General features: G+C 67.9%; 13 protein-coding genes. 8 read left to right on the top strand and 5 right to left on the bottom strand.

Going from position 1 to position 18,048, the window contains the following annotated elements; translation table 11 throughout:
* The first annotated feature begins 49 nt into the window (after positions 1-49).
* From glmU to glmS, 3 genes are read left to right on the top strand one after another with little or no spacing between them, the layout of a single operon-like run.
* Positions 50-1,414 (top strand): bifunctional UDP-N-acetylglucosamine diphosphorylase/glucosamine-1-phosphate N-acetyltransferase GlmU, encoded by a 1,365-nt coding sequence (gene glmU / locus AC0CH3_RS03720; protein WP_354303558.1) that lies wholly within the window; start codon positions 50-52, stop codon positions 1,412-1,414.
* On the top strand, positions 1,411-1,863 hold the full coding sequence (locus AC0CH3_RS03725; RefSeq protein WP_354302977.1) for a hypothetical protein: 453 nt from the start codon (positions 1,411-1,413) through the stop codon (positions 1,861-1,863). Before glmU ends, AC0CH3_RS03725 begins: the two co-directional genes overlap by 4 nt.
* 18 nt (positions 1,864-1,881) lie before the next feature.
* A complete protein-coding gene (gene glmS, locus AC0CH3_RS03730; protein ID WP_354302975.1) occupies positions 1,882-3,705 on the top strand; it encodes a glutamine--fructose-6-phosphate transaminase (isomerizing) in 1,824 nt (607 codons plus the stop codon).
* Between the two features lie 21 nt (positions 3,706-3,726).
* Here glmS and AC0CH3_RS03735 read toward each other — a convergent pair whose 3' ends face one another.
* Positions 3,727-5,523 (bottom strand): EAL domain-containing protein, encoded by a 1,797-nt coding sequence (locus AC0CH3_RS03735; RefSeq protein WP_465237624.1) that lies wholly within the window; start codon positions 5,521-5,523, stop codon positions 3,727-3,729.
* Positions 5,524-5,725: 202 nt separating this feature from the next.
* On the opposite strand from AC0CH3_RS03735, the gene AC0CH3_RS03740 reads away from it, so the two are divergent.
* Together AC0CH3_RS03740 and AC0CH3_RS03745 are read left to right on the top strand one after the other, a co-directional pair.
* The gene (locus AC0CH3_RS03740; RefSeq protein ID WP_354302971.1) at positions 5,726-6,640 is read left to right on the top strand and encodes an ROK family protein; all 915 of its coding nucleotides are present in this window, start codon (positions 5,726-5,728) and stop codon (positions 6,638-6,640) included.
* A gap of 89 nt (positions 6,641-6,729) precedes the next feature.
* Complete coding sequence (locus AC0CH3_RS03745) at positions 6,730-8,568, top strand: putative bifunctional diguanylate cyclase/phosphodiesterase (RefSeq protein WP_354302969.1); 1,839 nt, start codon at positions 6,730-6,732, stop codon at positions 8,566-8,568.
* 21 nt (positions 8,569-8,589) lie between these two features.
* Here the strand turns inward: AC0CH3_RS03745 and dinB are convergent, their stop codons facing one another.
* Complete coding sequence (dinB, locus tag AC0CH3_RS03750; RefSeq protein WP_354302967.1) at positions 8,590-9,672, bottom strand: DNA polymerase IV; 1,083 nt, start codon at positions 9,670-9,672, stop codon at positions 8,590-8,592.
* Between the two features lie 146 nt (positions 9,673-9,818).
* Here dinB and AC0CH3_RS03755 point away from each other — a divergent pair, with 146 nt between their 5' ends.
* A complete protein-coding gene (locus AC0CH3_RS03755) occupies positions 9,819-11,213 on the top strand; it encodes a phospholipase D-like domain-containing protein (protein WP_354303556.1) in 1,395 nt (464 codons plus the stop codon).
* Between the two features lie 32 nt (positions 11,214-11,245).
* On the opposite strand, the gene AC0CH3_RS03760 is transcribed toward AC0CH3_RS03755, so the two are convergent.
* Entirely contained in the window at positions 11,246-12,919 is a 1,674-nt protein-coding gene (locus AC0CH3_RS03760) for a formate--tetrahydrofolate ligase (RefSeq protein WP_354302965.1), read from the bottom strand.
* Between the two features lie 3 nt (positions 12,920-12,922).
* Positions 12,923-13,777 (bottom strand): ABC transporter permease, encoded by an 855-nt coding sequence (locus AC0CH3_RS03765; protein WP_333996185.1) that lies wholly within the window; start codon positions 13,775-13,777, stop codon positions 12,923-12,925.
* 86 nt (positions 13,778-13,863) lie between these two features.
* On the opposite strand from AC0CH3_RS03765, the gene AC0CH3_RS03770 reads away from it, so the two are divergent.
* A complete protein-coding gene (locus AC0CH3_RS03770; RefSeq protein WP_354302963.1) occupies positions 13,864-14,673 on the top strand; it encodes a GcrA family cell cycle regulator in 810 nt (269 codons plus the stop codon).
* Positions 14,674-14,994: 321 nt separating this feature from the next.
* On the opposite strand, the gene AC0CH3_RS03775 is transcribed toward AC0CH3_RS03770, so the two are convergent.
* On the bottom strand, positions 14,995-15,846 hold the full coding sequence (locus tag AC0CH3_RS03775) for an outer membrane protein (RefSeq protein ID WP_333996187.1): 852 nt from the start codon (positions 15,844-15,846) through the stop codon (positions 14,995-14,997).
* Positions 15,847-16,007: 161 nt separating this feature from the next.
* Between AC0CH3_RS03775 and parE the strand changes: the two genes are divergently transcribed.
* Entirely contained in the window at positions 16,008-18,011 is a 2,004-nt protein-coding gene (parE, locus tag AC0CH3_RS03780) for a DNA topoisomerase IV subunit B (RefSeq protein ID WP_354302961.1), read from the top strand.
* Positions 18,012-18,048 lie beyond the last annotated feature (37 nt).

Raw genomic sequence — 18,048 nt, forward strand, 5'->3', positions numbered from 1 at the left:
GGCACTATGGAATTGGCAAGGCTTTCGTGGCAGCGGTCCTTCCATGACGATGGATTCTCCCGACCAGCCGATCGCGGTCATCATCCTTGCCGCGGGCAAGGGCACGCGCATGAAGTCCGATCTGCACAAGGTGCTCCACCCGATTGCGGGGCGACCGATGCTGCTGCATCTGATCGCGAGCGCTGGCGCGCTGGCGCCGGCGCGAACCGTCGTGGTCACCGGTGCGGGCCGCGCGCAGGTCGAGGCGGCGGTCGCGCCGCTCGGCATTGCCACCGCGCTTCAGGCGGAACAGCTCGGCACCGGCCATGCGGTTGCGCAGGCGCGCGCGGCGCTCGACGGATTCGAAGGCGACGTGCTGGTTCTTTATGGCGACGTGCCGCTGGTCACCGCCGCGACGATGCAGCGGATGATCGACCGCCTCCACGGCGACGACACGCCGGCCGTCGTCGTGCTCGGCTTCCGCCCCGCCGATCCCGGTGCCTATGGTCGCGTCATCGCTGATGCTGCCGGCCGGATGGACCGGATCGTCGAGTATAAGGACGCGTCGGCGGCGGAACGGGCGGTGACGCTGTGCAATTCCGGGCTGATGGCGGTGCGGTCGTCCGACCTGTTCGCGTTGCTCGACCGCCTCGGCAACGACAATGCCGCGGGCGAATATTACCTGACCGATATCGTCGGGCTGGCAGGTTCGGATGGCCAGGCGTCCGCTGTGATCGAAACAGGGGCGGACGAAGTCGCGGGCGTCAACAGCCGCGGCGAACTGGCGGGTGTCGAGGCGGCATGGCAGGCGACGCGCCGCGCGGAGGCGATGGCCGCCGGCGTGACGCTGATCGCCCCCGACACGGTGTGGTTCGCGCACGACACGATCCTCGGGCGCGACGTGACGATCGAGCCCAACGTCGTGTTCGGTCCCGGCGTCCGCGTCGCCGACGGTGCGGTGATCCATGCCTTCAGTCATGTCGAGGGTGCGACGATCGGTGCGGGCGCGGATGTCGGGCCGTTCGCGCGTCTGCGTCCCGGCGCGGACCTGGGCACGGGGTCGCGCGTCGGCAATTTCGTCGAGGTGAAGAAGGCGACGATCGGCGCGGGCGCGAAGGTCAACCACCTGAGCTATATCGGCGATGCCGAGATTGGCGCGCGCGCGAACATCGGCGCGGGCACGATCACCTGCAATTACGACGGCTATTTCAAATATCGTACGGTGATCGGCGCGGGGACGTTCATCGGGTCGAACTCCGCGCTGGTCGCGCCCGTCACGATCGGCGACGGCGCGATCGTCGCGGCGGGCTCCGTGGTGACGCAGGACGTCGCCGCCGACGCGCTCGCGCTGGTCCGCCCGCCGCAGGTCGCGAGACCCGGCTGGGCGGCACGGTTCCGCGAAAAGATGCTGGCGATGAAGGCGGCAAGGGCGTGACGCTGCGCAACGTCGCGCTCGTCGCCGCGCTCGTCGCCGCGCTCGGCCTCGCCGCCTGCGCCACGCCGCAGCCGTCGCGCGACGCGCTTCCGGCGATGGTCGCGATCGAGCGCGCGGCGGCGCTAGCACCCGGCGCCTATCCCGGGCTGTTCGTGCTGACGGTGCGCGCGTCGGGGCGGCAGGACGGCCATCTGTACCTCAATTCCGAGACCGACTATCGCGACCAGCGCAACGTCTCGCTCGAGATCGCGCTGGTCGCGCAGGGGCAGCTCGAGATGCGGCTCGGCGCGCCCGTCGAGACCGCGCTCCAGGGCCGGCGGATCGAGATCGAGGGCGAGGCGCGCCGGGTGAGGATCGATTTCCTGACCGACGGCCGACCGACCGGCAAATATTATTACCAGACCCAGATTTTCATCGCGCGGGGCGATCAGCTCCGCTCGGTCGACTGAACGAACGGACGTAATCATATGTGTGGCATCGTAGGAATCCTCAGCAACGACGACGTTGCCGGCCGGCTGCTCGACGGGCTCAAGCGGCTCGAATATCGCGGCTATGATTCGGCGGGGATCGCGACCGATTTCGACGGCGCGATCGAGCGGCGGCGCGCGTCGGGCAAGCTGGTGAACCTGGCGAACGAACTCGCCGCGCATCCGCTGCCGGGCAAGACCGGGATCGCGCACACGCGTTGGGCGACGCATGGCGGCCCGACCACCAACAACGCGCACCCGCACGCCACCGGGGAAGTCGCGGTCGTCCACAACGGCATCATCGAGAACTTCAAGCCGCTGCGCGAGGAACTGATCGCGCGGGGCCGGATCTTCACCAGCGAGACCGACACCGAGGTCGTAGCCCATCTCGTCAGCGAGAAGGTCGAGGCGGGGATGGATCCGGTGTCCGCGGTGCGCGAGATCCTGCCGCGGCTGCACGGTGCGTTCGCGCTCGCGATCCTGTTCCGCCAGCATCCCGACCTGCTGATCGGCGCGCGGCTCGGCTCGCCGCTGGTCGTCGGCCACGGCGAGGGCGAGATGTTCCTCGGCTCGGACGCGCTCGCGCTTGCGCCGCTGACGCAGCGTATCGCCTATCTCGACGAGGGCGACTGGGTCGTGCTGACGCGCGACGGCGCGCAGGTCTATGACCGCGACAACGCGCCCGTCGAGCGCGCGATCACGCTGTCGGGGATCACCGGCGAGGTGATCTCGAAGGGCAACCACAAGCATTACATGCTCAAGGAAATCTACGAGCAGCCGATCGTCGTCGCGCAGACGTTGCGCTCGTATCTGAAGCGGATGGAGGGCGAGGTTTCGCTGCCGATCCCCGAATTCGACCTCTCGACGATCAAGCGCGTGACGATCGTCGCGTGCGGAACGAGCTTCTACGCCGGCATGGTCGCCAAATACTGGTTCGAGCAGTTTGCGCGCGTCCCCGTCGATCTCGATGTCGCGTCCGAGTTCCGCTACCGCGCGCCGGTGATGGAGGAGGGCGGCCTCGCGCTGTTCATCTCGCAATCGGGCGAGACCGCGGACACGCTCGCCGCGCTGCGCCACGCCAAGGCCGAGGGGCAAAAGATCGCGGTCGTCGTCAACGTGCCGACCAGCTCGATGGCGCGCGAGGCGGACCTGCTGCTGCCGACGCATGCGGGCCCCGAGATCGGTGTCGCGTCGACCAAGGCGTTCACCTGCCAGCTCGCCGTCCTCGCCGCGCTTGCCGCCAACCTGGCGCGAGCGAAGGGGCTGCTGACGCGCGAGCAGGAGCGCGAGATCGCGCGGCACCTCGCCGAGGCGCCTGCTGCCCTGAACGGTGCGCTCGCCTATGACGAGGCGATCGAGGCGATGGCGCACACCGTCGCCGGCGCGCGCGACGTGCTGTATCTCGGCCGCGGGACGGATTATCCGCTCGCGCTCGAGGGCGCGCTGAAGTTGAAGGAAATCAGCTATATCCACGCCGAGGGCTATGCCGCGGGCGAGATGAAGCACGGGCCGATCGCGCTGATCGACGAGCATGTCCCCGTCATCGTCATCGCGCCGTCGGGGCCGCTGTTCGACAAGACCGTCAGCAACATGCAGGAAGTGATGGCGCGCGGCGGCAAGGTCGTGCTGATCAGCGACTATGACGGCATCCAGGCGGCGGGCGAGGGCTGCATGGCGACGATCACCATGCCCAAGGTCCATCCGCTGATCGCGCCGCTGGTCTATGCGGTGCCGGTCCAGCTGCTCGCCTATCATGTCGCGGTGCTCAAGGGCACCGACGTCGACCAGCCGCGCAACCTCGCCAAGTCGGTGACGGTCGAATAGGCGGGCGCCGCGCCGCGCGACTCAGGCTGCGGCGCGCTCGATCGTTGCGGCGCCTGCGGTGCCGTTGAACTGCGCGATCCACGGCAGGAGCGCGTCCGCTTCGAGCGCGGGGGCGAACGCGTAGCCCTGTACCTCGTCGCAGCCCATGTTGGTCAGCATCGCGACCGCGTCCGCCGTCTCGACGCCCTCGGCAACCACGCGCAGGCCGAGCTCGCCGATCAGCGTGATCATCGTCGCGATGATCGTCTCGCCGCGCCCGTCGTCGGCGCCGAGCGCATCGACGAACGACTTGTCGATCTTGACGACGTCCGCAGGCAGCGTCTGGAGATAGGCGAGGCTGCTGTGTCCGGTGCCGAAATCGTCGATCGCAATCCGGATGCCGGTCGCCGCCAGCGCCTCGAGCCGGGCGAGCGCGAGCACGGAATTTTCCATCACCGCGGTTTCGGTCACTTCGAGTTCGAGCATCGCCGGCGGGATCGCGTGGCGTGCAAGCGCGGCGGTGATCTGTTCGACGAAATCGTCGTCCTCCAGGTTGGAGGTGGCGATATTGATCGACAGCGGCAGCACGAGTCCTTGCTCACGCCAGTGGAGATGCTGACGCAGCGCGGTTTCGAGGACGAACGCGGTGGTCGGCTTCGCCAGCGCGGTGCGCTCGATCACCGGGATGAACTCGCCCGGCGACACCTCGCCGAGCCGCGGATGCCGCCACCGCAGCAGCGCTTCCACGCCCACGCACTGGCGTCGGGCAAGGTCGATCCGCGGCTGATAGACCAGCCGCATCTGCCCGCAGGTTTCCAGCGCGGCGCCGTACGCCAGAAGCAGCGTGATGTTGCGCGACTGTTCGGTCTCCCGTTCGCTGGCCCGCGTGAAGACGCTGATGAACCCCGGCGCCGTCTGCGCATCCTGTGCGGCGCCATGCCCGGCGCGCAGCAGTTCCTGCGACCGCATCGTGCCGAGCGTTACCGGAACGATGCCAGCGGCGGTCGTCGTGACGTACCGCGCGAGCGAGGTCGTGCGCGATGTCTCGAGCCCGGCGGCGACCACCTTGATATAGGCGCTCAACGAAACGTCCGCGCGCGACAGGAACGCGAACTGCGTCGCGGCGATGTGATAGACGACGCGGTCCGCATCGACGAGCGTGCGGACCGTCTGCGCGGCGTCCTTCACGAACGTCTCGATATAGCTTGCGCCCATCACGCGCGTCAGCGTTCCCAGTTCATCGGCGCGCGCAAGGTCGACCATCACCATGAACCGCTGCTGCCCCGGACAGTCGCGCGTGAGATCCTCGAAATCCTCGACGAACTGAAACCGGTTGGGCAGGCCGCTGACCGGATCGACCCGGCCGAACGCATGGCGAAGCTCGATCTGCGCCATCACCATGGCCGCCAGATCGGTCAGTGCCGCGGTCTCCTCGGGCGCCGGCGACCGCGGCTCGGTGCCGAGGACGCAAAGCGCGCCGAGCCCGTGCCCGTCATGCGTCACCAGCGGTGCGCCCGCGTAGAACCGGATCCCGGCGTCCGCGAGTGCGCTGTCGCTATAGCAGGGGTCCGAGGCGAGGTCGGGTATGACGAGCATCGCCTTCGTTTCGGTGACCTCGGCGCAGGGTGCCTTGTGCCGCGCGATCGTGTCGTGCGAGATGCCGACGCGCGATTTGAACCATTGGCGATCCGTATCGGTCAGCGACACCGCGCCGATCGGCAGCCCGAAGATCTGGCACGCCATCCGGGTGATCCGGTCGAAGCTCTCGCTCGGGGGCGTGTCGAGAAGATTGAGTTGGCGCAAGGCATAGAGCCGGGCGCCTTCATCCGATACGGACATGCGGTGCTCCAGTCGTACCGCGGTTTTGCGGCCACACGAATCAAACTAAATCTATGTTATTAACATATAATGAAATTGTCAGCGGGCGTGGCTTCGCCGCGGCTCGGTCAGGCCGTGGGCGCGTCGCCTCCCCGGTGCCAATGCGCTTGACGGATCGAACCGACCACGTTGAAGCGACCCGACGCAGGATCGGGGATCGGATATGAGCGAAGCACCACTGGTGGCAGGGATCGAGCTTGGCGGGACCAAGTGCATCTGCATCCTCGCGCGGGGCCCCGATGCGATCGAGGAGAGTGTCCGGATCCCGACGACGCGGCCCGAAGGGACGCTGGCCGCGATCGAGGCGGTGCTCGACCGGTGGAGCGGATTTACCGCGATCGGCATCGCGAGCTTCGGTCCGGTCTCGATCGACCGGGGGGCGAGCGACTACGGGCACATCACCTCGACCCCCAAGCCGGGCTGGGCGGGCACCGATATCGCGGGGCGCCTGCATCGTCGCTATGGCGTTCCGACCGGCTTTCACACCGACGTCGTCGGCGCCGCGCTGGCAGAGGCCTGCTGGGGCGCAGCGCAGGGCCTTGCCGACATCGCCTATGTCACGGTCGGGACGGGGGTCGGCGCCGGCCTGATCGCCAATCACCGTCCGGTCGATGGCCTGACGCATTCCGAACTCGGCCATATCCGCCCGGTCCGCGTCGCGGGCGACGACTGGATCGGTGCGTGCCCGTTCCACGGCGCGTGTCTCGAAGGGCTGGTGTCGGGGCCGGCGATCGCCGCACGGCTTGGTCATCCGGCCGACGATGCAGCCGCCGATCACCCGGTGTGGGACGGCGTCGCCGAGGCGCTGGGGCAATTATGTCATACGCTGGTGCTCACCGGGATCCCCCGGCGGATCGTGATCGGCGGCGGCGTGATGGGGGCGGGCCATCTCTATCCGCGGATCCGCGCGGCGATGACGCGCAGCCTCGGCGGCTATGTCACGCTTCCCGAAGTCGCGCTGGTCGACAGCTTCATCGTGCCGCCGTCACTCGGCGGCAATGCGGGGCCGCTCGGCGCGATCGTGCTTGGTACACAAGCGCTTGGCCAACAAATCGCGGCCGCTTTCACGCCATCTTAACGCTGTTTGCCTAGCCCGCCGACGAACGACGCGAAGCACGGGACACCGCCCTATCCAGCGGAATCCCGTCTCGCGAGGAGCGGTTGTGCATGCGTATTCTGATCGTCGACGACGAGGCTGCCGTCCATGACGGCTACCGGGCCGCCTTTGCGCCCGCCGAGGATCTTGGCGGAAGCAACGGCCGGATCGTCGAGCTTGCGCATGCGCTGCAGGGGCTCGAGGCGGTCAATGCGGTCGCGCAGTCGCGGACCGATGGCGATCCGTTCGCGGTCGCGTTCATCGACATCCGGATGCCGCCGGGGATCGATGGCCGCGAGACCGCGCGGCGGATCCGCGCGCTCGATCCCGACATCGCGATCGTCATCGTCACCGGCCTTGCCACGATTCGCCTCGACGAGATCGCGCGCGACGCCGGGCCGATCGACAAGCTTTTCCACATCGCCAAGCCGTTCACGCCCGCCGAGGTCCGCCAGACCGCAGCGGCGCTCGCCGAGCGGTGGCACGTCGACCGCCGGCACGACGCCACGCTTGCCACGCTTGCGCGGCGGATCGACCAGCTCGAGGTCCGTGCCGCCGAACTCGCAGCCAACGAGAGCCGTGCGCTGCATCTGGCGACGCATGATTCGCTGACCGACATGCCCAATCGGCTCGCGTTCCAGCGCGTGCTGGGCGAGCGCGCGCGCGTCGACGGGGATTTCGCGACGGTGATGATCGACCTCGATCGCTTCAAGCTCGTCAACGACACGCTGGGCCATCTGGCGGGCGATGCGCTGATCCGCGAGATCGGCATGATCCTGATGCGGTCCGCGCCCGAGGGCGCGATGGTCGCGCGGCTCGGCGGCGACGAATTCGGCATCCTGTTCGACGCGTCCGGCGAGGCGGAGGCGGTGCGCGCCTGCGGCGTGATCATCGCGGCGTGCTCGGTCAGCCTGCAGGTGTTCGGCAATTCGGTTCAGGGCGGGGCCTCCGCGGGGCTGGTCGTCACGCAAGGCGGGGAGGGGATCGATCCGCTCGACATCATGCGCCGCGCCGATCTCGCGCTCAACGACGCCAAGCGCAACGGCCGCCGGATCGTCCGCGTGTTCGACGAGACGATGGACGAGGATATCCGCTTCCGCCGGCGGATCGAGGGCTGGCTCGGCCAGGCGATCGCGCGCAACGAACTCAGCCTCGTCTATCAGCCGATCGTCGCGCGCGAGACGATCGCGGTCGTAGGGTTCGAGGCGCTGCTTCGCTGGGACACCGCGGCGCACGGCGCGATCAGCCCCGCGCTGTTCATGCCGATCGCGGAGGAGTCCAACCTCGTCCACGATCTCGGCGACTGGGTGCTCGACAACGCGCTCGCGGTACTGGCGGACTGGCCGGGGCAATATGTCTCGGTCAATTTCAGCCCGCGCCAGTTCCGCCGGCACAATTTCGTCGACTATGTGCTCGACCGCGTCGCGCGCGCCGGCGTCGCACCGACGCGGCTGCAGATCGAGATCACCGAACCCGCGATCTTCGACGATGCCGAACGCGCCGCGCAGACGCTGGCGACCTTGCGCAGCCACGGCTTCCGGATCGCGCTCGACGATTTCGGAACGGGCTATTCGAGCCTCCACAACATCCGCACCTTCGCGCTCGATTCGCTCAAGATCGACCGCAGCTTCATCGACGGGATGGGCCGCGAGCGCGAAAGCGCGGCGATCGTCCATTCGATCATCCATCTCGGCCGCGCGCTCGGCCTCGGCGTCATCGCCGAAGGGGTCGAGACCGAGGCGCAGGTCCAGGCGCTGCGGCTTGCGGGGGCAAGCCATCTCCAGGGCTATTTCTTCTCGCATCCGATCTGCGCCGACACCGCGCGGACGATGGCGGCGTCGGGGCCGCTCACCGCGGTCGGCAAGGCGAGCGATGCGTCGAACCGGGCCCCGCTCCGCGCCTTTCGCTAGCCCCGCCCGTCTTGGCAGGCATCACAGCAATATCGGCTGCGCATCCTCTTCGCCGACGATCCCGGACAGCGTCAGCCCGAGCAACCGGACGCCGTCGGGCACGGGCAATTGCGCCATCAACAGGTCGAGCCCGGCACGCAGAAAGGCCGCCTTGTCGTTGACCGCGCTGTTCGACGACCGCGCGCGCGTGATCGTCCGGAAATCGGCATGGCGCAGCTTGAGCGTGACCGTCCGCCCGCGCGTGCCGTGGCGTTCAATCCGTACCCACGCCGCATCGGCGACCCGGTGCAACGCCTCGCGCAGCGCCTCCGGGTCGCTCAGGTTGGTCTCGAACGTCCGTTCCGCGCCGACCGACTTGGCGGGCCGATTGACGCGGACGGGGCGGTGATCGATCCCGCGCGCCGCACCGTAGAGATAGTCGGCATAGCTGCCGAAATGCGCCTGGAGGAACGGCAGCGGACGCTCGAGCAGGTCCGCGCCGGTCAGGATACCGAGCTGCTCCATTTTTTTGGCAGTCACCGGTCCGACCCCGTGGAAGCGCTTGACCGGCAGCGACGCAACGAATGCGGCGCCGCGCTTTGGCGTGATGACGCAGATCCCGTCGGGCTTGTTCTGGTCCGAGGCGAGCTTGGCGATGAACTTGTTGTAGCTGACGCCCGCCGACGCGGTCAGCCCGGTATCCGCCTTGATCCGCGTGCGGATTTCCTCGGCGATCGCCTGCGCGGACCCGACGCCGCGAATATCGTCGGTCACGTCGAGATACGCCTCGTCGAGCGAGAGCGGCTCGACCAGCGGGGTATAGTCGGCGAAGATCGCACGGATCTGATCCGAGACCGAACGGTAGACGTCGAAGCGCGGCGGGACGAAGACCAGATCGGGGCATTTGCGCAGCGCGGTGACCGACGGCATCGCGCTGTGGACGCCAAATGCGCGCGCTTCGTAGCTTGCCGCCGCGACCACCCCGCGCGCGCGCGATCCGCCGACCGCGACGGGCCGCCCCTTCAGCGTCGGATCGTCGCGCTGTTCGACCGAGGCATAGAAGGCGTCCATGTCGACATGGATGATCTTGCGCTGGACCGGCGGGTGGGTAGGAGGGGCGGCCATCTGCACCGCAGATAGGCCCTGACGCCGCGCGGAAACAGAGCGTCGTTACGGCGTTGAGCAAATTCGGCCGGGCGCGCTCTGCGCCGACAAGGGGACCTGACGTGCGGATCGGAACCGAATGCTGGCGTATCGAACGCGCGGACCAGATGTCCGTGATCGTCGATGCGGAAGAATATTTCCGCCAGGCGCGTGTCGCGATGCTGAATGCCAAGCGGCGGATCATGTTGATCGGCTGGGATTTCGATGCGCGGATCCAGCTCGAGCCCGGCGTCGACCGCCCCGGTGAACCGCCAATGCTCGGCGCGTTCATCCTGTGGCTGGTCGAACGCCAGCCCGATCTCGAGATCTTCCTGCTCCGCTGGGATACTGGTGCGATCAAGTCGCTGTTTCGCGGTTCGACGCTGTTCACGATGATGAAGTGGATGCGGCATCAGCGTATCCATACCAAGCTCGACGGGCATCACCCGACCGCGGGATCGCATCACCAGAAGATCGTGATCATCGACGACTGCCTCGCCTTTTGCGGCGGGATCGACATGACCGGCGACCGCTGGGACACGCGCGAGCATCGCCACGACGATCCGCGCCGTCTGCGTCCCTCGGGCCGCGCGTATAAGCCGTGGCACGACGCGATCAGCGCGGTCGCAGGCCCCGTCGCGTCCGCACTGGGGCAGCTGTTCCGCGATCGTTGGGTGCTGGCGGGCGGCGTGCCGATCGCCGAGGCGAGTCCGGGCGCCGCGTGCTGGCCCGACAAACTCGGCGTGCATTTCCGCGACGTCGACGTCGCGATCGCGCGGACCGAGCCCGAGATGGACGACCAGGTCCCGGTGCACGAGAGCGAGGCGCTGTTCCTCGCGCAGATCGCCGGCGCCAAGCGGCATCTCTATATCGAGAGCCAGTATTTCGCGTCGCGCAAGATCGCCGAGGCGGTCGCGCGCCGGCTCGACGAGGCGGACGGGCCCGAGATCGTGATCATCAACCCGGTCACCGCGCAAGGCTGGCTCGAGCCGATCGCGATGGACACCGCGCGTGCCCGGCTGATGACCGCGCTGGCGCACCGCGACGTCCACAAGCGGCTGCGCATGTACCATCCCTACACCAGCGGCGGCGAGGCGATCTATTGCCATGCCAAGATCCTGATCGCGGACGATCAGGTCTTCCGGCTGGGCTCGTCGAACATGAACAACCGCTCGCTGCGGCTCGACACCGAATGCGACCTCGCGATCCGCGCGCATGACGAGGCGACGAGCACGGGCATCACCGCGATCCGCAACGACCTGATCGCCGAGCATCTTGCGGTCGATGTCGAGGTGGTGACCACGATGATCGCCGAGACCGGGTCGCTGATCGAGACGATCGAGCGGCTGCGCGGGCAGGGCAAGTCGCTGCGCGCCTATGAGGCGCCCGACCTGACCGCGGTCGAGGAATGGCTCGCGGACAACGAGGTGCTTGATCCCGAGGGCCCCGAGGAGATGTTCGAAAGCTTCGCCAACCGCGGACTCTTCCGCCGCCTCCACCTCCGCCGCTCGAAGAAGAAGTAAATGATCCTCCCCCGCCAGAAGGAGGATCAGTGTTAGAAAAGCCCTTCGATCAGTCCGTCCGCATCGAGCCGGATCGCCTCCGCCGCCGGCACGCGCGGCAGGCCGGGCATCGTCATGATCTCGCCGCAGATCCCGACGACGAAGCCCGCGCCCGCGGCCAGCCGCACCTCGCGCACCGGCACGATATGCCCGGTCGGCGCGCCGAGCAGCGCAGGGTCGCTCGAAAAGCTGTACTGCGTCTTGGCGAGACACACGGGCAGGTGGCCATAGCCGGCATCTTCCCAGCGCTTGAGCTGCGCGAGCACGCTCGGCTCGGCGACCGCATGCTCGGCGCGGTAGATGCGCCGTGCGACCGTGTCGATCTTGTCGAACAGCGACAGCTCGTCACCGTAGAGCGGCGCGAAACTGGCGGCGTGCGTGTCGCACAGATCGGCGACCGCATCGGCGAGCTTGGTCGCCCCCGCGCCGCCGTCGGCCCAGTGGCGGCACAGGATCGCGCGGGCGCCATGCGCGCTCGCCGCCTCGTGGACGACCGCGATCTCGGCTTCGCTGTCGGTGTGGAAATGGTTGATCGCGACGACCGCGGGGACGCCGAACTGGCGGATATTCTCGATATGGCGGACGAGGTTGACCGCGCCGCGCCGGACCGCCTCGACATCCTCCGCGCCCAGATCACCCTTGGCGACGCCGCCGTTCATCTTGAGCGCGCGCACCGTCGCGACGATTACTACCGCATCGGGGGACAGTCCCGCCTGGCGGCATTTGATATCGAAGAACTTCTCCGCGCCTAGATCCGCGCCGAAGCCCGCCTCGGTCACGACGTAATCGCCCAGCGCCAGCGCCGCGCGTGTCGCGATCACCGAGTTGCAGCCATGCGCGATATTGGCGAACGGCCCGCCGTGCAGGAAGGCAGGGTTCCCCTCGAGCGTCTGGACGAGGTTGGGCTTGATCGCCTCCGCGAGCAGGACCGCCATCGCGCCGTCCGCCTTCAGGTCACGCGCGGTGACGGGGCTGCGGTCGCGCGTATAGGCGACGACGATGTCGCCCAGCCGCCGCTCCATGTCGGCGAGATCCTCGCTCAGGCATAGGATCGCCATGACCTCGGACGCCACGGTGATGTCGAACCCCGATTCGCGGGGGAAACCATTGGCGACCCCGCCGATCGACTGGACGATGTCGCGCAGCGCGCGGTCGTTCATGTCGAGCACGCGGCGCCACACCACGCGCCGCACGTCGATCTGCAGCGCGTTGCCCCAGTGGATATGGTTGTCGATCATCGCCGCGAGCAGGTTGTGCGCCGCGGTGATCGCGTGGAAATCGCCGGTGAAATGGAGGTTGATGTCCTCCATCGGCGCGACCTGCGCGCGCCCGCCGCCGGTCGCCCCGCCCTTGGTCCCGAAGCACGGCCCCAGCGACGGTTCGCGCAGCGCGAGCACGGTCTTGCGACCCGTCAGGTTGAGCGCGTCGGCAAGCCCGACCGAGGTCGTGGTCTTGCCCTCGCCCGCAGGCGTCGGGTTGATCGCGGTGACGAGCACGAGCTTGCCGCGCCGCCCGGTCTCGCGCTGTGCCTGCAGCCAGTCGAGCGAGACCTTCGCCTTGAACCGGCCATAGGGCTCGACCGCGTCGTCGGGTATGCCGAGCGCGTCGGCGATCTGCGCAATGGGGCGCAGCGCGACGCTGCGGGCGATGGCGATGTCGGTGGTCATGGCCTAGTTCTTCAGTTTCCAGCCGCTTTTCAGCAGCATGTAGCACAGGGTGGCGAGCACGACGTCGATCGCCAGGATGACGAGGCCGCCAACGATCACCGGCGAATCGGCAACGCCCAGAAAGCCGTAGCGAAAGCCCGAGATGATGTAGAAGAACGGATTGACGTGGCTGAACGCGCGGAACGCGGGCGCCAGCGTGTCGACCGAATAGAAGGTGCCCGACAGCAGCGACAGCGGCGCGACCACGAAATTGGTCACCGCGGCGGCATGGTCGAACTTGTCCGCCCAGATCGAGGTCAGCACGCCGAGCAGCGCGAGGAACGTCGCGCCGAGCAGCCCGAACCACAGGATCGCGAGCGGGGCATGCGGCGTGACATGCACGCCCGGATACAGCGCCATCGCCGCCCACACGACGCACCCGACGAGCACCGCGCGCGTCACCGCTCCGCCGACGAGGGCTGCGAGCAGCTCGCCGGTCGACAGCGGTGGCTGGAGATAGTCGACGATCGTGCCCTGCATCTTGCCGACCAGCAGCGAGAAGCTCGCATTGGCGAAGGCGGGGCCCATCATGCCCTGGCTGATGATCAGCCCGGGGGCGATGAAGTCGGCGAACATCACGGTCTCGCCGCCGACCAGCACGGGGCGTTTGGCGCCCGTCGCGATCGTGAAAACGATCAGGAACAGCAATGTCGTCATTGCCGGTGCCCACACCGTCTGCAGCTGCACCTTGAAGAAACGGCGCACCTCCTTGATATAGAGGGTACGAAGTCCCTCCCAGTTCACGTTGCGAATGACGGGAACGCCGGGGGCGGACTGCACCGCCGACTGGATTTCACCGATTGGGGGCTGGCTGCTCATGGGGGTTGCGGGTAATCGCTGCCGCTGCCGCCCGCAACCCGGTTGACGAAGACCATGTCGGCCGACCCGAAGACTGAGGAACGAACATGTCCTGGACCGACGAGCGTATCGAGACGCTCAAGACGATGTGGGAAGCCGGCCAGACCGCCAGCCAGATCGCCGAAGCGCTGGGTGGCGTCAGCCGCAACGCCGTGATCGGCAAGGCGCACCGCCTCGAACTCCAGGCGCGCCCGTCGCCGGTAAAGCCCAACGATCCCGACGCGAAGGCGGCCGAAAAGTCGGGTGATGCGGTCGTCGCGCCAGCGCCGGCGCCGGTCGCCGGTGCCGCGGCGGCCGAGCCGGTCCCCGCCCAGCCCGCTGCGGTTCCGCCGCCGCCCGTGTCCAAGCCCGCCGTCGTCGCGGCGGCTCCCGCACCGCGTGCGGAGCCCGTGGCGACGGTGCCGGTGGACGCGCCGGTCGAGGCTGCGCCGGCCCCTGCGACTCGTGCAGTCGATCAGGATGACGACGAGGATGACGATGACGCGGTCGAGCCGGCCGCGGCGCCGGTGCGTGCGCCACAGCCGATCCTGCGCTCGATCGGGCCCGGCGGCTTCCTGCGCCAGGCACCCGGCGAGCAGCAGCCGCCGAGCACGCCGGCGCCGCCGCGCCGTCTCGTCCCCGCGAAGCCATCCGCGGACATGGCCGACAAGACGAGCCTGCTCGATCTGAACGACCGCATCTGCAAATGGCCGCTCGGCCATCCCGGCGAGCCCGATTTCCACTTTTGCGGCGACAAGGTGAACCCGGGGTTCCCGTATTGCGTCGCGCATTGCGGTCATGCCTATCAGGCACAGCTCCCGCGCCGTGACCGTCGTCCGACGCCACCACTGCCCTTTGGCGGGCCGCGCGCGCGCTAAGACTGGGGGGCGTTTTCGCCCCCTCGGCCCGGGTATTTCTCCCGCGAGCCAGGTCCTAGGCCCCACCCCGGCGAAGGCCGGGGCCCAATTGGGAAGGCCGGGGTGATGGCGGGCAACGCAAAGTTGCCTCCGCCCCGCAATTGGGCCCCGGGGTGGGCTCAAAGAATGCGACAGGTCAAAGAAAAGGGCCGCCTCCCTTAGCGGGAAGCGACCCTCTATCTTCACCCGCGCCGCGGCAAAGCCGCGTCGTCGGACGTCGCTGAAGCGACGCCGGCCGAGCTTGGATGGGGTGACGCCGTCAGGCGTCGCCCCATCCTGCGCTCAGAACCGGAACGCGGCCGTTGCGCGCAGGCTGTGCCAGCGGAAATTGTCGTCGCTGCGACGGAAATCGGTACCGGTCGTGTTCGGCGCGAGCACGAACGGGTTGGTCGCAGGCTGCGTGCCCTGCGTCACGCGGACGCGGAAGTCGTCGTCCTGGTACTGATGGAACATATATTCCATGCCGACCGAGATGTTCGGCGTGACCTTCTGCTCAATGCCGCCGCCGCCGAGGATGCCGAACTGCTGGCGCTTGCCGCTCTGCTGATAGGCGTTGCCCGTGTTCGTGCTGTAGAAGTCCCGGTCGATCTTGGCATAGCCCGCACCGAACGTGCCGTAGAACAGCGTGGTGTTGACCGCATAGCCGGCGCGGCCACGGATCGACGCTTCCCAATCGACGCTGCGCGTCATGACGTAGCTGGCAGGGGTCGTCGAAAACGCGGTCACGCTGTCGGTGATCTCGCTCTTGCCGAATTCGCCGACGACGCCGACGACGATGTTGCCACGCTGCGTGTCCATGCCGACGCGGCCGTAATAGGCGGCGCCGTCCTTGTCCTTGCGGCAGCCGCCGCCGCCGGCGAGCGTCGTCGCGCGCGTCGCACCGTTGCAGAAGCCGCTGCTGAACGCGTTTGCGCCGGCAGCCGTCGTCACGGTGTCGCCGAACCGGCCGTCGAGGTTGCGATCGAACAGGATCGACGAGCCGGCATCGTTCGGCTGGACGTCATAGCCACCCGCTGCGCCGATATAGATGCCGCTGAACGGCGCGTCCTCGGTGGTCTCCTGCGCAAAGGCGGGGGACGCGATCAGGCCGAGAGCGGCCGCGCCGGCAAGTGCGGCGTAGAAGGAAGTGCGCATGTAAACTCCGGGATTGTTTATCTAAACCAATTTAGGAACGGGCCGTCCCGGGAAATATATCCCTCCAGATGACGCGAACATGACAGAAAGTTCATGGTGTGGCTTTCGCGCAACAGCGCTGATCGCTTGCGTGGATCGCCGGCTGCGCCATATACCGAGCCATGCCAGAAGACCTGCCAGAAGGCCTGTTCACGTCCCAGCCCAAGACCGCCCCGACCTATGATGCCTCTTCGATCGAGGTGCTCGAGGGGCTCGAACCCGTCCGCCGCCGCCCGGGCATGTATGTCGGCGGCACCGACGAGCGCGCGCTGCACCATCTCGCCGCCGAAGTGCTCGACAATGCGATGGACGAGGCGGTCGCGGGTCACGCGACGCGGATCGAGGTCACGCTCGAGCCCGGCAACCGCCTGACGATCGTCGACAATGGCCGCGGCATCCCGGTCGATCCGCATCCCAAATTCCCCGACAAGTCCGCGCTCGAGGTCATTCTCTCGACGCTGCATTCGGGCGGCAAGTTCGCGGGCAAGGCCTATGCGACCTCGGGCGGTCTGCACGGCGTTGGCATCAGCGTCGTCAACGCGCTGTCGTCGGACACGGTCGTCGAGGTCGCGCGCGACCGCCAGCTCTATCGCCAGCGCTTCGCCAAGGGGCAGACGCTTGGCCCGATCGAGCGGCTCGGCACCACCCCCAACCGCCGCGGCACCAGCGTCGCCTTCACCCCCGACACCGAGATCTTCGGCAATGAGCTCAACTTTAAGCCGCAGCGGCTGCACAAGCTCGTCCGCTCCAAGGCCTATCTGTTCGCGGGCGTCGAGATCCGCTGGCACTGCGCGCCCGAGCTGATCAGCGATGATACGCCCGCGCAGGCGGTGTTCCAGTTCCCCGGCGGGCTCGCCGACCATCTGCGCGACCAGGTCGCGGGCCGCGAATGCGCGACCGCGGACTTCTTCTCGGGCTCGCAGGATTTCCCGAGCGCGCACGGCGAGACGCAGGGCCGCGTCGAATGGGCGATCGCGTGGCCGCTGTGGAGCGACGGCTCGTACAGCTGGTATTGCAACACCATCCCGACCCCCGATGGCGGCACGCACGAACAGGGGCTGCGGCAGGCGCTGGTGCGCGGGCTTCGCGCGTTCGGCGATCTGGTCGGCAACAAGAAGACCAAGGATATCAGCGCGGACGACGTGATGATCGGCAGCGAGCTGATGCTGTCGGTGTTCATCCGCGAACCGCAGTTCCAGAGCCAGACCAAGGACCGGCTGACCAGCCCCGAGGCCGCGGGGCTCGTCGAAAAGGCGGTGCGCGACCATTTCGATCATTTCCTCAGCCACAACATGGACCGCGGCAAGGCGCTGCTGAACTATGTGCTCGAGCGGATGGACGAGCGCCTGCGTCGCAAGCAGGAACGCGACGTCAAGCGCAAGACCGCAACGTCTGCGCGCAAATTACGCCTGCCCGGCAAGCTGACCGACTGTTCCGCCAACTCGCCCGAGGGCACCGAGCTGTTCATCGTCGAGGGCGACTCGGCTGGCGGCTCGGCGAAGCAGGCGCGCGATCGCAAGACGCAGGCGATCCTGCCGATCCGCGGCAAGATCCTCAACGTCGCGTCCGCGACCAGCGCGAAGATCTTCGCGAACCAGGAGATCGCCGACCTGACGCTCGCGCTCGGCTGCGGCACGCGAAAGGACTGCGTCGCGGACAATCTGCGCTACGAACGCGTCGTCATCATGACCGACGCCGATGTCGATGGCGCGCATATCGCGACGTTGCTGATGACGTTCTTCTTCCAGGAGATGCCCGACATCGTCCGCCGCGGGCACCTCTATCTCGCGCAGCCGCCGCTCTATCGCCTGACCGTCGGCACCAAGAGCGTCTATGCGCGCGACGACGCGCACCGCGCCGAACTCGAACGCACGGTGTTCAAGGGCAAGAAGGTCGATGTCGGCCGCTTCAAGGGGCTTGGCGAGATGAACCCCGGCCAGCTTCGTGAAACGACGATGGACCCCGCGACGCGCGGCATGCTCCGCATCACGCTTCCGCAGGAATATGAGGAACGCGCAGGGGTGAAGGATCTCGTCGACCGCCTGATGGGCAACAACCCCGCGCACCGCTTCGCCTTCATCCAGGAGAATGCCGGCCGGCTCGACGAGGAAGCGATCGACGCGTGATCGTTGGAGCAGCGGGGGCGGTCCGATCGCCGCCCCG

It is taken from the genome of Sphingomonas sp. AC449, from assembly GCF_979253475.1.

Bases quoted from the DNA above. Each gene is read 5' to 3' on its own strand.
- glmU (WP_354303558.1), top strand. From the start codon at position 50: ATGGATTCTCCCGACCAGCCGATCGCGGTCATCATCCTTGCCGCGGGC.
- glmS (WP_354302975.1), top strand. From the start codon at position 1,882: ATGTGTGGCATCGTAGGAATCCTCAGCAACGACGACGTTGCCGGCCGG.
- AC0CH3_RS03735 (WP_465237624.1), bottom strand. From the start codon at position 5,523: ATGTCCGTATCGGATGAAGGCGCCCGGCTCTATGCCTTGCGCCAACTC.
- AC0CH3_RS03740 (WP_354302971.1), top strand. From the start codon at position 5,726: ATGAGCGAAGCACCACTGGTGGCAGGGATCGAGCTTGGCGGGACCAAG.
- AC0CH3_RS03745 (WP_354302969.1), top strand. From the start codon at position 6,730: ATGCGTATTCTGATCGTCGACGACGAGGCTGCCGTCCATGACGGCTAC.
- dinB (WP_354302967.1), bottom strand. From the start codon at position 9,672: ATGGCCGCCCCTCCTACCCACCCGCCGGTCCAGCGCAAGATCATCCAT.
- AC0CH3_RS03755 (WP_354303556.1), top strand. From the start codon at position 9,819: ATGTCCGTGATCGTCGATGCGGAAGAATATTTCCGCCAGGCGCGTGTC.
- AC0CH3_RS03760 (WP_354302965.1), bottom strand. From the start codon at position 12,919: ATGACCACCGACATCGCCATCGCCCGCAGCGTCGCGCTGCGCCCCATT.
- AC0CH3_RS03765 (WP_333996185.1), bottom strand. From the start codon at position 13,777: ATGAGCAGCCAGCCCCCAATCGGTGAAATCCAGTCGGCGGTGCAGTCC.
- AC0CH3_RS03770 (WP_354302963.1), top strand. From the start codon at position 13,864: ATGTCCTGGACCGACGAGCGTATCGAGACGCTCAAGACGATGTGGGAA.
- AC0CH3_RS03775 (WP_333996187.1), bottom strand. From the start codon at position 15,846: ATGCGCACTTCCTTCTACGCCGCACTTGCCGGCGCGGCCGCTCTCGGC.
- parE (WP_354302961.1), top strand. From the start codon at position 16,008: ATGCCAGAAGACCTGCCAGAAGGCCTGTTCACGTCCCAGCCCAAGACC.